Source organism: Streptomyces sp. NPDC033229 (assembly GCF_055576875.1).
Window position 1 is genome coordinate 291,654 of record NZ_JBVIQR010000002.1, and the last position, 13,148, is coordinate 304,801.

Consider the following 13,148-nt stretch of genomic DNA (forward strand, 5'->3'; position numbering starts at 1 on the left):
CCGACAGCCACCCGCCCTACAGCCACCCGTTCCGCTTGAACCCCCGGTGGATCGCCACACAGATCGTGACCGTGACGACCATGACCGTCGGGTAGCCGTACTTCCACTTCAGTTCCGGCATGTGTTCGAAGTTCATGCCGTAGATCCCCGCGATCATCGTCGGCACGGCGAAGATCGCCGCCCACGAGGTGATCTTGCGCATGTCCTCGTTCTGCGCGACCGACGCCTGCGCGAGGTTGGCCTGGAGGATGGAGTTGAGCAGATCGTCGAAGGAGACCACCTGCTCGTGCACGCGCGCGAGGTGGTCCGCGACGTCGCGGAAGTACTTCTGGATGTCCGGGTCCACCAGCCGCATCGGCCGCTCGCTCAGCAGCTGCATCGGCCGCATCAGCGGGGTGACCGCCCGCTTGAACTCCAGCACCTCACGCTTGAGCTGGTAGATCCGGCCGGCGTCGCCACCGCGCGAAGTGCCCTTGCTGGGCGCGGAGAAGACATCGATCTCGACCTCGTCGATGTCGTCCTGCACCGCGTCGGCGACCGCGATGTAGCCGTCGACCACCTGGTCGGCGATCGCGTGCAGCACGGCCGAGGGTCCTTTGCCGAGCAGGACCGGGTCGTCCTGGAGACGGTGGCGCAGCGCGCGCAGCGAGCCCTGGCCGCCGTGCCGGACCGTGATGATGAAGTCCCGGCCGGTGAAGCACATCACCTCACCGGTCTCCACCACCTCGCTGGTGGCGGTGAGTTCGGCGTGCTCGACGTAGTGGATGGTCTTGAAGACGGTGAAGAGCGTGTCGTCGTAGCGCTCCAGCTTCGGCCGCTGGTGGGCGTGGATCGCGTCCTCCACGGCGAGCGGGTGGAGCCCGAACTCCCGGGCGATACCGGAGAACTCACGCTCGGTCGGCTCGTGCAGCCCGATCCACGCGAAGCCCCCGTCGGCCCGTACGCGCCGCATGGCTTCCGCCGGGCTGATGTGGGCGCTCGCCCGCTTGCCGTCGCGGTAGACGGCGCAGTCGACCACGGCGCTGTTGGTGGCGGGGTCCCGGGTCGTGTCGTAGGTGTAGGGGGTGTCCCCCCGGCGGAGGGCGGGGCGGACGGCTGCACGCAGGTCGCGGATCATCGACATGGCTGGCTCCTTCACGGGCCGGCCGTCAGCCACGTACGCGGGCGCAACGCGGCCGGGAACGTGGACGTGGGTGCCTGGGCAGGGGGCTACGTCCGCGAATCGGGCTGCGCTTCGTGCGGGGCGTGGAGGCTGACGGCAGTTCGCAGAGAACTTCGCAGAGAACACGGAACAAAGCGAGACGAAGGCGCTCTTCCGTCAAGTACTGCGGGCGCGAAAGGACTTCCGGGGCCGGGACGGCCGATAGGGCGGCCGGGTCGCAGAAGGCTCTTGGGTCACACAGGGCGCGTCCGGAGCGGAGGGACGGGAGAACTGTCGGTACTGCACGGTCGACTAGGATCCACCGCAGCCCCACCTCCTCCGGCCGGTCCCCGCTGAGGGACGAACGTAATTCCCTGACCAGAGGTCAAGGCTAGCAGCCGCGTGGCGCACCGGACCCCGCCTTTGCCCGTTCGATACGCGTTCTATGCTCGCTGCATGTCAGACGTTCTCGCACTGGTCGAGGCCCGGCTGCGTACGGCCCTGGGCGAGCCCGACGCACGCGCCGCGGTCACCTTCCTGGGCACGGACCGCATCGAGGTCCTCCGCTTCACCGCCTCCGACCCCGACGGCGAGGTCGTCCGCTACGCCACCCTCGGAATGTCCGCCCAACCCATGGCCGACCCCACCGCCACTCTCGTCGACCCGCTGCGCGGCCCCCGCGCCGAGTTGGTCCTCACCGTCCGCAAGGGGCGGGCCGACACCGACAAGGTGCTCCGCCCACTGGCCGTGCTCGCCGCATCCCCGCAGGTGGAGGGCGTCATCGTGGCGCCGGGCGCGTCGCTGGACACCGGTGAGCCGCTCTGGCCGGAGGCGCCCTTCACGTCCGTGCTCGTCGCCGAGTCCGGCGGGCTGATCGAGGACCTGGAGCTGGACGAGCCGATGGACCCGGTCCGCTTCCTCCCGTTGCTGCCGATGACGCCCAATGAGGCGGCCTGGAAGCGGGTGCAGGGCGCGGCGGCCCTGGAGGAGCGGTGGCTGCGGCACGGCACCGATCTCCGCGATCCGCTGCGCGCCGGGGTCCCGCTGGGCTGACCCCGTCCGACTCCGTCCGCCCCCGTCTGATCGCGGCTGATCACGCTGACCGTGCGGCTGAACAGACCGGACCGCGGCTGACCACGGCCGTCGTGGGGCGCGCAGCCACCGTGGGGCGCGCAGTGGCTTCCGCGCCCCGCCCCCGTGCCGGATGCGACGCGGACGGGACGAGAGCGACGGGCCGCCCATGGGATTCCGCCATGACTCCGCCCGGACGGGTGATCGTCCTTGACGCGGCGCCGACCGCGGAGGACCGTTGGACCCTATGAGGGGCGAACCCAGTTGCCCGAAGTGCGGTGGCCGGGTGCGGGCGCCCGGTCTCTTCGCCGACTCCTGGCAGTGCGGCGTGCACGGAGCTGTGCACCCCTTGCAGCCTGTCGTCCCGCCGAGCGTCGAGGCGCTGGCCGTCGTGGTCAACCGGGCCCGGGTCCCCGTGTGGATGCCCTGGCCCCTGCCGGTGGGCTGGCTCTTCACCGGCGTGGCGTGCGCGGGTGACGACCGCAGCGGCGGGCGTGCCACCGCCGTCGCCTGTTCCGGTCCCGGCCCGCTGGGCGGCCCCGGTGAGCTGCTGCTCGTCGCCGAGGAGCTGGGCGTCGGCCTCGGCGCGCGCTACGCGGGCATCGACGGCCCGGACCCCGGCCCCCATATGTGCGTGGACCGCCCGCCGGCCGCCAAGGTGCACGCAGCCGGCCGTCCCACCCCCCTCTGGCACGTCGAGGGCGTGCCCCATGACCGGGCCGTGTTCGCGGGCGAGGCGCGCGGGCTGTGGCTGTGGGCCGTCGTCTGGCCGGAGCGGTCGGGGCTGTTGATGTACGACGAGTTGGTGCTCACCGATCTGCGCGACGCGGGCGCGGAGGTCGATCTGCTGCCGTGCGGCGCGCTGTCGCCGCGCATTCTGTCGCCGGGGCCCCGCTGAGGTCCGGCCGGAGCCGAGGTCCATCCGGACCGCGCCGAGGCGGTCCGGATGCCCGGGACGCCACGCCTCCACCGATGCCCGCGACACGCACGCCAAGCTTTCGTAAGTGATCGCGCATGCCCCTTGACCGGGCCGGACCTGGTCGTATTCAGGCCGTATTCAATCGACGGCTATCCTGAACCGGTCCTGTCCGTACCGCCTGCCGTGGGAGCCGTGTCGTGCGCATCGATCTGCACACCCACTCCACGGCCTCGGACGGTACGGACACCCCCGCCGAGCTGGTCCGCAACGCGGCCGCCGCCGGGCTGGACGTCGTCGCGCTGACCGACCACGACGGAGTCGGCGGCCACGCGGAGGCCATCGCGGCCCTCCCCGCGGGGCTGACCCTGGTCACCGGCGCCGAGCTCTCCTGCCGCCTGGCCCCCTCCCCGTCCGGGGAAGCCGCCGTCGGCGTGCACATGCTGGCCTACCTCTTCGACCCGCTGGAGCCGGAGCTGGCCCGCGAGCGCGAGCTGGTGCGTGACGACCGGGTGCCCCGCGCGCGCGGCATGGTCGCCAAGCTCCGGGAGCTGGGCGTGCCGGTCACCTGGGAGCGGGTGGCGGAGCTCGCCGCCGGCGGAGCCGTGGGCCGGCCGCACGTGGCCACCGCCATGGTCGAGCTCGGTGTGATCGACACCGTCTCGGACGCCTTCACCTCCGACTGGCTGGCCAATGACGGCCGTGCCTACGTCGACAAGCACGAACTCGACCCCTTCGAGGCCATCCGGCTGGTCAAGGCCGCCGGTGGCGTCACCGTCCTCGCGCACCCGCTGGCCCGGGGGCGCGGCCGCTGTGTCTCCGAGAGCGCGATAGCCGACCTGGCCTCGGCGGGGCTGGACGGCATCGAGGTGGACCACATGGACCACGACGAGCCGACCCGCGCCCGGCTGCGCGGCCTCGCCGCCGACCTCGGTCTGCTGACCACCGGTTCCAGCGACTACCACGGCAGCCGCAAGACCTGCGAGCTCGGCGAGTACACGACCGACCCGGAGATCTACGGCGAGATCACGCGCCGCGCGACGGGCGCGTTCCCCGTCCCCGGCGCGGGCGGCTGACCCACCCCGGGCCTCACCGGCTCCCCAGGCCCGTCCTCCGGGTTCCCGTACGGACCGACCGTGCCCGTACGCCCGTACCCACTCCTACGCCATCGGCACCCGCGCTCCTTCGCGCTCCCCACCTCCCCGCTCGCACCACTCCCGCAAGGCCCTCACTGTGTTCGACATCGCTGTCTTCGGATCCCTCTTTCTCACGCTTTTCGTGATCATGGACCCGCCCGGCATCACGCCGATCTTCCTCGCCCTCACCTCCGGCCGTCCCGCCAAGATCCAGCGGAAGATGGCCTGGCAGGCGGCGGCGGTCGCGTTCGGTGTGATCGCCGTGTTCGGCATCTGCGGTCAGCAGATCCTGGACTATCTGCACATCACGACGCCCGCGCTGATGATCGCCGGTGGTCTGCTCCTGCTGCTCATCGCCCTGGACCTGCTCACGGGCAAGTCGGAGGAGCCGACGCAGACCAAGGACGTCAACGTCGCGCTCGTGCCGCTGGGCATGCCGCTGCTCGCCGGTCCCGGCGCGATCGTCTCGGTGATCCTCGCGGTGCAGCACGCGGACGGCCTCGCCGGGCAGGTGTCGGTGTGGACCGCGATCGCCGCGATGCACATCGTGCTCTGGCTCGTGATGCGCTACTCGCTGCTGATCATCCGCGTCATCAAGGACGGCGGCGTGGTGCTCGTGACGCGGCTCGCGGGCATGATGCTCTCGGCGCTCGCCGTGCAGCAGATCATCAACGGCGTCACCCAGGTCATCAACGGCAGCTGACGTCTCGGCCGAACCGCCCCCGGGCATATGAAACGCCCCCGTACGATCGAGCGTACGGGGGCGTCGGCCGTTGCCGAACGTAAGGCGTTACCGGACCGAGGTGTCGGCCGGGCGGATATAGATGCGCTGGCCGATCTGGGCGGCCTGCTGCACGATCCGCTTGACGGAGGCGGCGTCCACGACGGTGCTGTCCACGGCGGAGCCGTCGACGTCGTCCAGGCGCATGATCTCGAAGCGCAAGGCTTCTCCCTTCGTCTGATCCTCCTGAGGAGAACTTCAATGAGTAGTGACGCGCGCGGCGACAGCGCGGCGCGTTCTACATGTGTCCAACGAGGTGATGCCTGCAAACATTCCCTACGCTAAGGAAATTTTTAACTTGACTAATTACTGGTCAGTAGTGTGACGGCTTGTGTCCGCTGCGTGATCGCCACGACAATGAGATGTGTATGAATGAAACGCAGGGCCTCACCGGCCCCCAAGAACGCCCCGGCCCCCTGGATCTCGCCCTGATCGCCGCCGGTGTCGAGCGCACGAACGAGCTGCTCACCCGGGTGCTGGCCGAGGTCGCGACCACCCCCTCCACCCACGCGATCTTCGTCGACGCCGGCTACGTCTACGCCGCGGCGGGGCGGCTCGTCACCGGCACCGAGGACCGGCGCACCTTCGACCTCGACGCGGAGGGGCTCATCGAGGCCTTCATCGACCGGGCCCGCACGATCTTCCCCGACAGCCGGCTGCTGCGGGTCTATTGGTACGACGGCGCCCGCCGCCGGATCCACACCACCGAGCAGCAGAGCATCGCCGAGCTCCCCGACGTCAAGGTCCGGCTCGGCAACCTCAACGCCAACAACCAGCAGAAGGGCGTCGACTCCCTCATCCGCACCGACCTCGAATCCCTCGCCCGGCACCGCGCCATCAGTGACGCGGCGCTCATCGGCGGTGACGAGGACCTCGTCTCGGCGGTCGAGGCCGCTCAGGGCTACGGCGCGCGCGTCCACCTCTGGGGCATCGAGGCCGTCGGCGGCCGGAACCAGGCCGAGCCGCTGCTGTGGGAGGTCGACAGCCAGCGCACCTTCGACCTCGACTTCTGCAAGCCGTACGTGACCCGGCGAGCCGTCTACGAGCCCTTCGGCGACGCGCCCGTCCACCAGGGGCCCGCCCCCACCCGCGACGACGTGCGGTTCGTCGGCGCCCGGGTCGCCGCCCAGTGGCTCGGCTCGCGCGGCCGCGCCACGCTCGCCGAGCTGCTGCCCGGCCACCCCTATCTGCCCGGTTCCGTCGACCAGGAGCTGCTGGTGGAGGCGGAGGCGCTGCTCGGCCTGTCGCTGCGCGGCCACGCGGATCTGCGGCGGGCACTGCGGGACGGCTTCTGGGACCACCTGCGCACCCAGTACTGAACCCGCGGCCGCCGGGAGACAGTCGTACGGTCGTAGGTAGGGCAGTAGGCCCCATGGCCCGGTGACATCACCGTGCGTGCCCGCGCGTGCCGGAATGCGCGCGGGGGAAGCGAGTGGAACCCTGGCTAGGGGCGTGGTCGCGGACGTCGCGGCCGCCCATGACCGTCGTGAAGTGCGGAAGAGAAACGAGGCGATCGGCCATGTCGGCCTCCGACCGTGCCGGGCGCGGGGCGCCCTGCTGGGTGAGCCTGCTGACCAGCAACCTCACCGCGGCCCAGGACTTCTACAGTGCGGTGATGGGCTGGACCTTCCGGCCGGGCAGCCTGGGCGAGGCCTTCTCCGTGGCGCTCGCCGACGGGAAGCCCGTCGCCGGTCTCGGCAACGTCGCCAAGTCCATGGGCGTCCCCGTCTCCTGGACCTCCTACTTCGCCGTCGACGACGCCGACGTCGTCGCGGCGCGGATCCGCGAGCGCGGCGCGACCGTCGCGGTCGGGCCGATCGCCGTCGGCCGCGGCCGGGCCGCCCTGGCGGCGGACCCGGCGGGGGCCGTCTTCGGCTTCTGGGAGGGCCAGGTCCTGCCCGGGTGGCACATCGGCAGCGGCGGCGCGCCCGCCTGGCTGGAACTGCGCACCCGGGACGCCTTCGCCGCCGCCATGTTCTACGGCGAGGTCTTCGAATGGGCCACGGACCGGCCGGGCCGCATCGAGGTCCGCTACGAGGACGACGCGGTAATGGTGCTGGCCGGCGGGCAGACGGTGGCCTGTCTGCGCGGCGGCGGCGTCGAGGCGGCCCCCGACCCCCGGGTCAGGCCGCGCTGGCACGTCTACTTCTGCGTCGACGACGTCGAGAAGGCCGTGGAGGCGGCCCTTGCGGCGGGCGGCACGGTCGCCGCCGAGCCCGGCCGCTCGTCGGTGGGCCGCGAGGCGACCCTGCGCGACCCGGAGGGCGGGCTTTTCACGGTGACGGCGCAGGCCGAGTGTTAGTGGCCTGGCCGGCGGGTCATGGGGGCGCGGCGGTGCGCTCCCCTCAATCGCCGGACAGGCTGTTCGGCTGAGCTCAGCCGAATCAGCCCGTCCGGCGATTGAGGACGCGCCCGCAGGGCGCTCGCCGCCGCAGGCGGCAACAACGCCCCGCCCGCGGCGGCACCGCGTTCAGTCCGCGACGTCCCAGAAACGGACGAGCGCTTCCGCCGTGGCGGCCGGGCGTTCCGCGTTGGGGGAGTGGCCCGCGCCCTGAATCACCGTGCGCACCGCCGACAGCTCCTTGGCCATCGCGTCGATCGACGCCACCGGCCAGGCGTAGTCCAGCGCCCCGGAGATCACGTGCTTGGGCAGCGCCACCCCGGCCAGCTCCGGCGTGCGGTCCGGCTCGCTGATCAACTGGCGCCCGGTCACGATGAGTTGCTCCGGCGTAGTGCCCATCCAGCGCCGGTGCAGAAACGCGTCCAGCTCCGGGGCCGCGTCCTCGGCGGGACCGTTCTCCGCGTCCACCCGCCGCATCTCCTGCCAGACGGCCTCCATGTCCATCGTGGTCAGGGCATGGATCAGCATCCGGGTCCGGTCCTGCTGCACCGCGGAGATCGCCGCGGGACCGCAGCTCATGATGGTCAGCGAGCGGAAAGGCGACGCGTCCGCGAGCACGGCGGCGCGTGTGATCAGCCCGCCGAGGGAGTGCCCGAGCAGATGCACGTCACCGCCCAGGGCGGCCGCCTGCGCGAGGACGTCCCGGGCCAGCTCGCCCTGCTCGTACGCGCCCTCCGCGCGCGGCCCGCCGCTCTCGTGCTGCCCCCGGCCGTCGACGGCGACGGCACGGTACCCGGCGTCCGCGAGGGGCTCCAGCAGCGCGACGAAGTCCTCCTTGCTGCCGGTGAATCCGGGGACGAGCAACGCCGTGCCGCGCTCCTGTGGCGTGGGGCGCGCGTCGTGCACGGCGAACTCTCCGCGCGAGGTGGCGAGGCGGTACGCGCGTGCGCGCGGGGGGAGGGCGAGGAAGGGCGGCCGGCTCATGGCACGAGGCTAACGCCACGTCCGACGGCCGCCGGACCCGCGGGCTTGTGAGGACGACGATCGGAGCATGTCCTTCACCGCGCCGGGCCGCTACGGCCGGCCCGGGGAGATCGCCGACACGGTCGCCCACTTGGCGGGCCCGGTCGGCGGGTGCAGCACGGGAGCGTCCGTCGCGGTGGACGGGGGATCGTGGCCTGATCCCGGATACGCCGACGGCCGGCCACCCCGCGTGGGGTGACCGGCCGTCGGTGATGGTGCGTCAGCCTTCGGTGGTGACCTTGGGCTTGGTGGTGCGGGTGCGCTTCGGCTTGGTCGGGGCCTCGTCGGCCACCTCGGCCGCGGGCTTCGCGGCGCGGGTGCGCTTCGGCTTCGCCTCGGCGGCCTCGGGCTCGGCGGCGACGGCCTTCTTCGCGCGGGTGCGCTTCGGCTTGGCCTCCGCGACCTCGGCCGTCTCGGCGACGGTTTCGGCGGCCGGGGCGACGGCCTTCTTGGCGCGGGTGCGCTTCGGCTTGACCTCGGCAGCCTCCTCAGCCACAGCGGCCTCCGCCTTCGCGGCAGCGGCCTTCGTGGTGCGGGTCCGCTTCGGCTTCTCCTCGACGACCGGGGCCGTCTCGGCGACGGGCTCGGCGGCGACGGCCTTCTTGGCACGCGTGCGCTTGGGCTTGGCCTCGACCTCGGCCGTCTCCACCGTCTCGGCGACAGCTTCGGCGGCCGGGGCGACGGCCTTACGGGCACGGGTCCGCTTCGGCTTGACCTCGGCGGTCTCCTCAGCCACAGGGGCCTCGACGACAGCAGCGGTCTCGACCGGAGCGGCGGCCTTCTTGGCGCGGGTCCGCTTCGGCTTGGTCTCCGCGACCTCCGCGACCTCCGCGGCGACGGTCTCCACCGCGGCCACGGCCTTCTTGGCGCGGGTGCGCTTGGGCTTGGCCTCGGCGACCTCGACGGTCGGCGCGACCTCGACGGCCGGCGCGGACTCGACGACCGCTTCGGCGGCCGGGGCGACGGCCTTACGAGCACGGGTCCGCTTCGGCTTGACCTCGGCGGTCTCCTCAGCCACAGGGGCCTCGACGACAGCAGCGGTCTCGACCGGAGCAGCGGCCTTCTTCGCCCGGGTGCGGCGGGCGGGCTTGGCCGGGGCGGCCTCGACGGCCGGGGCCGGTGCGACCGTCTGGAAGTCGGCCTCGGGCTCGGCCACGACGGTCTTACGGGCGCGGGTCCGCTTCGGGGCGACCGGAGCCGCCTCGGTGGCCTGGGCCGGAATGACCGGGGTGGCGGCCGCCGCGACAACGGTCTGGACCGTCTGGAAGTCGGGCTCGGGGTCCTTCCGCACGGCCTCCAGCGGCGCGAGGGGCGCGAGGGCGCCCTGCGGCCGGGTGCCACGCGCACGACGACGGCGCGGCTGACGGTCGGCCTGCTGCTCCGACGTCGGGGCCTTGCCGGCCGGGGCCTCGGTGGACGTGGCCTCGGTCGTCACGGGCGTGACGGCGGCCGTGGAGCCGGAGCCGGAGCCGTTACGGGTGCGACGGCGACGGCGCGGCTTCGCGGGCGTCTCCGGGGCGGACTGCTCCGTACCGGTCGGGGCCGTCATCGGGGCCGTCGTCGGGGCCTGCGTCGGAGCGACCGCCTCGGCGACCGCGTCCGAGCCGCCGCGGGTGCGACGGCGCTGACGCGGGGTACGGGTCCGGGCCGGGCGCTCCTCCGCCACCGGGGCAGCGGACGCCTGCTTCGGGCCGCGGCCGCGACCGCGGCCACCGGTCTCGCCGAGGTCCTCGATCTCCTCGGCCGCGAGCCCGGCGCGCGTCCGCTCGGAACGCGGCAGGACGCCCTTGGTGCCGGCCGGGATGCCCAGCAGCTCGTAGAGGTGCGGGGAGGTGGAGTACGTCTCCTCCGGCTCGTCGAACGGCAGGTCGAGCGCCTTGTTGATCAGCTTCCAGCGCGGAATGTCGTCCCAGTCGACCAGCGTGATGGCCGTACCCGACTTGCCCGCGCGGCCGGTGCGGCCGATGCGGTGCAGGTAGGTCTTCTCGTCCTCGGGGGTCTGGTAATTGATCACGTGGGTGACGTTGTCGACGTCGATGCCGCGGGCGGCGACGTCGGTGCAGACCAGGACGTCGACCTTGCCGTTGCGGAACGCGCGCAGCGCCTGCTCGCGGGCGCCCTGGCCGAGGTCGCCGTGGACCGCGCCGGAGGCGAAGCCGCGACGCGCGAGCTGGTCGGCGATGTCCGCCGCCGTCCGCTTCGTCCGACAGAAGATCATCGCGAGCGCGCGACCCTCCGACTGGAGGATGCGCGAGACCATCTCCGGCTTGTCCATGTTGTGGGCGCGGAAGACGTGCTGCGTGATGTTGGCGACGGTCTGGCCCTCGTCGTCCGGCGCGGTGGCGCGGATGTGCGTGGGCTGCGACATGTAGCGACGGGCGAGGTTGATGACCGCGCCCGGCATGGTCGCCGAGAAGAGCATCGTCTGGCGCTTGGCCGGCAGCATCGTGATGATCCGCTCGACGTCGGGCAGGAAGCCCAGGTCGAGCATCTCGTCGGCCTCGTCCAGGACGAGGGCCTTCACGTGCGAGAGGTCGAGCTTGCGCTGGCCGGCGAGGTCGAGCAGACGGCCGGGCGTACCGACGATCACGTCGACGCCCTTCTTGAGCGCCTCGACCTGCGGCTCGTAGGCACGGCCGCCGTAGATCGCCAGGACCCGCACATTGCGGACCTTGCCGGCGGTGAGGAGGTCGTTGGTGACCTGCTGGCACAGCTCGCGGGTGGGGACGACCACGAGGGCCTGCGGGGCGTCCGTCAGCTGCTCGGGCTTGGCCCGGCCCGACTCGATGTCGGCGGGGACGATGACGCGCTCCAGCAGGGGCAGGCCGAAGCCCAGCGTCTTGCCGGTGCCGGTCTTGGCCTGGCCGATGACGTCGGAGCCCGCCAGGGCCACCGGGAGGGTCATCTCCTGGATCGGGAAGGGGTGCACGATGCCGACGGCTTCGAGGGCTTCGGCGATTTCGGGGAGAATCCCGAGGTCTCGGAAAGTGGGCTGAGATGTCAGCGGATTGCCTCTTCTGTGAGACGCGACGCGAGGCGGCGAAGGGGGTCGTACGTACCGCGCCGGGGTACTGTCCGGCCTGGGGAAGCCGGATGGCGCGGGACCACTGCCTTCGCTCGAGCTCTCGTGCCGCGAGCGGATCCCTCCAGATGTGCGTACGTCTCGTACGCACCGCGCGGAGGGCGGTCGGTTTTGTGGAAGCCGATCGGGCCACCGACCGGGCATCCGCTGGGACTCTGGGGACCGATGGGTGGCGTCTCCAGAAGACACAGCATTGGAACAGCCCACCGAATACTCGGCAGGCGCATTACCACTGTACCCCGGAAACGCGCATGTGTGTCCGGACAATCCTTCGGACGGATGGGGATGAAGTGGCTGACCAGGGCCTTCCCCCTGTAGCGGGGCGGGCTAGGGTGCCTTTCATGGAGACGCCCGACACGGCCAACGAGCCCGCTGACGAAGCACTGACCGGAATCGCCGCCCAGGACTGGGCCCAGGCCTCCGCCGACCCGCAGTACCGCGCCGCGGTGGTGGACCTGCTGGGTGCCCTCGCCTACGGCGAGCTCGCCGCCTTCGAGCGGCTCGCGGAGGACGCCAAGCTGGCGCCGACGCTCGATGACAAGGCCGAGCTGGCCAAGATGGCCACCGCCGAGTTCCAGCACTTCCAGCGGCTGCGCGACCGGCTCACCGCGATCGATGTGGAGCCGACCGGCGCGATGCAGCCCTTCGCGGCGGCGCTGGACGAGTTCCACCGCCAGACGGCGCCCTCGGACTGGCTGGAGGGCCTGGTCAAGGCGTACGTCGGCGACTCGATCGCCAGTGACTTCTACCGTGAGGTGGCGGCCCGGCTGGACTCCGACACCCGCGCCCTGGTGCTGACCGTGCTGGACGACACCGGCCACGCGACCTTCGCGGTCGAGAAGGTCCGGGCCGCGATCGAGGCCGAGCCGCGGGTCGGCGGGCGGCTGGCGCTGTGGGCCCGGCGGCTGATGGGCGAGGCGCTCTCGCAGGCGCAGCGCGTGGTCGCCGAGCGGGACTCGCTCTCCACGATGCTGGTCGGCGGGGTGGCCGACGGCTTCGACCTCGCGGAGGTCGGGAAGATGTTCTCCCGCATCACCGAGGCGCACACCAAGCGGATGGCCGCACTGGGCCTCGCGGCCTAGGCCCTGTCCGGCGGATCTTTGCCCGGCTGCCGCCCGGCTGCCGCCTGCGGCTGTAGCGCCCTGCGGGCGCGTCCTCGAACGCCGGACGGGCTTGATGAACAAGGTCCGCTGGACACGCCCTGGCAGCGGCTTCGCGCACTGCCGGCGCACGGGCGCCGGCCGGCGCGCGGGGACCCGGGCGCGCCCGCTTCAAGCAGTGGCTGATCGGCGGGGCGCCCGGTTCGCCGGGCGCAGCAGCAGGGACTGCAGGGCGACGGCCACGCAGAGGGAGGCGATCAGGGTGGCCACCGCGTGGCCGGACCCGAGGACCGAGTGGGTCAGCAGGGCGCCGAACAGCGCGGAGACCGGTCCGGTGGTCAGCGCCAGGAGCCGGGAGCGGAACTGCCCGTAACGCTCGGGCAGCCAGCGCAGGGCTCCGTAGGAGACGGCGAGGCCGATGAGGACCGAGCCGAGCGCTTCCCAGAGGATCATGGTCACTTCCCTCCCGTGCGGGGCCGAGGAGCAGGTGCAAATCGGTCGTAGCGGTCTTACCCCATGCCTGTGCGCGGCAACCCTCGTCCCTGTAGCCGCGTCGG

General features: G+C 72.2%; 13 protein-coding genes. 8 read left to right on the forward strand and 5 right to left on the reverse strand.

Going from position 1 to position 13,148, the window contains the following annotated elements; genetic code table 11:
* Positions 1 to 16: 16 nt before the first annotated feature.
* Entirely contained in the window at positions 17 to 1,123 is a 1,107-nt protein-coding gene (locus ACZ53N_RS03260) for a magnesium and cobalt transport protein CorA (protein ID WP_469139246.1), read from the reverse strand.
* 474 nt (positions 1,124 to 1,597) lie between these two features.
* Here ACZ53N_RS03260 and ACZ53N_RS03265 point away from each other — a divergent pair, with 474 nt between their 5' ends.
* From ACZ53N_RS03265 to ACZ53N_RS03280, 4 genes are all read left to right on the forward strand, one after another.
* The gene (locus tag ACZ53N_RS03265) at positions 1,598 to 2,194 is read left to right on the forward strand and encodes a suppressor of fused domain protein (RefSeq protein ID WP_469139247.1); all 597 of its coding nucleotides are present in this window, start codon (positions 1,598 to 1,600) and stop codon (positions 2,192 to 2,194) included.
* A 265-nt stretch (positions 2,195 to 2,459) separates the two neighbouring features.
* Positions 2,460 to 3,110 (forward strand): DUF6758 family protein, encoded by a 651-nt coding sequence (locus ACZ53N_RS03270; protein ID WP_418099946.1) that lies wholly within the window; start codon positions 2,460 to 2,462, stop codon positions 3,108 to 3,110.
* Positions 3,111 to 3,328: 218 nt separating this feature from the next.
* Positions 3,329 to 4,204 (forward strand): PHP domain-containing protein, encoded by an 876-nt coding sequence (locus ACZ53N_RS03275; RefSeq protein ID WP_469139248.1) that lies wholly within the window; start codon positions 3,329 to 3,331, stop codon positions 4,202 to 4,204.
* Positions 4,205 to 4,361: 157 nt separating this feature from the next.
* Positions 4,362 to 4,967: a MarC family protein gene (locus ACZ53N_RS03280; RefSeq protein WP_469139249.1), complete on the forward strand. Its 606-nt coding sequence runs from the start codon at positions 4,362 to 4,364 to the stop codon at positions 4,965 to 4,967.
* An 87-nt stretch (positions 4,968 to 5,054) separates the two neighbouring features.
* Here ACZ53N_RS03280 and ACZ53N_RS03285 read toward each other — a convergent pair whose 3' ends face one another.
* Positions 5,055 to 5,207 carry a hypothetical protein gene (locus tag ACZ53N_RS03285; RefSeq protein WP_469139250.1) on the reverse strand — a complete coding sequence of 51 codons (153 nt, stop codon included), beginning with the start codon at positions 5,205 to 5,207 and terminating at the stop codon, positions 5,055 to 5,057.
* A gap of 206 nt (positions 5,208 to 5,413) precedes the next feature.
* On the opposite strand from ACZ53N_RS03285, the gene ACZ53N_RS03290 reads away from it, so the two are divergent.
* Entirely contained in the window at positions 5,414 to 6,364 is a 951-nt protein-coding gene (locus ACZ53N_RS03290; RefSeq protein ID WP_469139251.1) for an NYN domain-containing protein, read from the forward strand.
* A 200-nt stretch (positions 6,365 to 6,564) separates the two neighbouring features.
* Positions 6,565 to 7,347, forward strand: a complete 783-nt coding sequence (locus ACZ53N_RS03295; protein WP_469139252.1) for a VOC family protein — start codon at positions 6,565 to 6,567, stop codon at positions 7,345 to 7,347.
* Positions 7,348 to 7,515: 168 nt separating this feature from the next.
* On the opposite strand, the gene ACZ53N_RS03300 is transcribed toward ACZ53N_RS03295, so the two are convergent.
* The gene (locus ACZ53N_RS03300; protein ID WP_469139253.1) at positions 7,516 to 8,370 is read right to left on the reverse strand and encodes an alpha/beta fold hydrolase; all 855 of its coding nucleotides are present in this window, start codon (positions 8,368 to 8,370) and stop codon (positions 7,516 to 7,518) included.
* Between the two features lie 67 nt (positions 8,371 to 8,437).
* Here ACZ53N_RS03300 and ACZ53N_RS03305 point away from each other — a divergent pair, with 67 nt between their 5' ends.
* Positions 8,438 to 8,608: a hypothetical protein gene (locus ACZ53N_RS03305; RefSeq protein ID WP_469139254.1), complete on the forward strand. Its 171-nt coding sequence runs from the start codon at positions 8,438 to 8,440 to the stop codon at positions 8,606 to 8,608.
* 21 nt (positions 8,609 to 8,629) lie between these two features.
* Here the strand turns inward: ACZ53N_RS03305 and ACZ53N_RS03310 are convergent, their stop codons facing one another.
* Positions 8,630 to 11,314 carry a DEAD/DEAH box helicase gene (locus ACZ53N_RS03310; protein WP_469139255.1) on the reverse strand — a complete coding sequence of 895 codons (2,685 nt, stop codon included), beginning with the start codon at positions 11,312 to 11,314 and terminating at the stop codon, positions 8,630 to 8,632.
* Between the two features lie 518 nt (positions 11,315 to 11,832).
* Between ACZ53N_RS03310 and ACZ53N_RS03315 the strand changes: the two genes are divergently transcribed.
* Positions 11,833 to 12,573, forward strand: coding sequence for a ferritin-like fold-containing protein (locus tag ACZ53N_RS03315; protein WP_469139256.1), 741 nt, complete (start codon positions 11,833 to 11,835; stop codon positions 12,571 to 12,573).
* 189 nt (positions 12,574 to 12,762) lie between these two features.
* Here the strand turns inward: ACZ53N_RS03315 and ACZ53N_RS03320 are convergent, their stop codons facing one another.
* On the reverse strand, positions 12,763 to 13,044 hold the full coding sequence (locus ACZ53N_RS03320; protein ID WP_207303972.1) for a hypothetical protein: 282 nt from the start codon (positions 13,042 to 13,044) through the stop codon (positions 12,763 to 12,765).
* Between the last annotated feature and the right edge of the window lie 104 nt (positions 13,045 to 13,148).

Bases quoted from the DNA above. Each gene is read 5' to 3' on its own strand.
- ACZ53N_RS03270 (WP_418099946.1), top strand. From the start codon at position 2,460: ATGAGGGGCGAACCCAGTTGCCCGAAGTGCGGTGGCCGGGTGCGGGCG.
- ACZ53N_RS03290 (WP_469139251.1), top strand. From the start codon at position 5,414: ATGAATGAAACGCAGGGCCTCACCGGCCCCCAAGAACGCCCCGGCCCC.
- ACZ53N_RS03320 (WP_207303972.1), bottom strand. From the start codon at position 13,044: ATGATCCTCTGGGAAGCGCTCGGCTCGGTCCTCATCGGCCTCGCCGTC.
- ACZ53N_RS03260 (WP_469139246.1), bottom strand. From the start codon at position 1,123: ATGTCGATGATCCGCGACCTGCGTGCAGCCGTCCGCCCCGCCCTCCGC.
- ACZ53N_RS03310 (WP_469139255.1), bottom strand. From the start codon at position 11,314: ATGACCCTCCCGGTGGCCCTGGCGGGCTCCGACGTCATCGGCCAGGCC.
- ACZ53N_RS03305 (WP_469139254.1), top strand. From the start codon at position 8,438: ATGTCCTTCACCGCGCCGGGCCGCTACGGCCGGCCCGGGGAGATCGCC.
- ACZ53N_RS03265 (WP_469139247.1), top strand. From the start codon at position 1,598: ATGTCAGACGTTCTCGCACTGGTCGAGGCCCGGCTGCGTACGGCCCTG.
- ACZ53N_RS03295 (WP_469139252.1), top strand. From the start codon at position 6,565: ATGTCGGCCTCCGACCGTGCCGGGCGCGGGGCGCCCTGCTGGGTGAGC.
- ACZ53N_RS03315 (WP_469139256.1), top strand. From the start codon at position 11,833: ATGGAGACGCCCGACACGGCCAACGAGCCCGCTGACGAAGCACTGACC.
- ACZ53N_RS03300 (WP_469139253.1), bottom strand. From the start codon at position 8,370: ATGAGCCGGCCGCCCTTCCTCGCCCTCCCCCCGCGCGCACGCGCGTAC.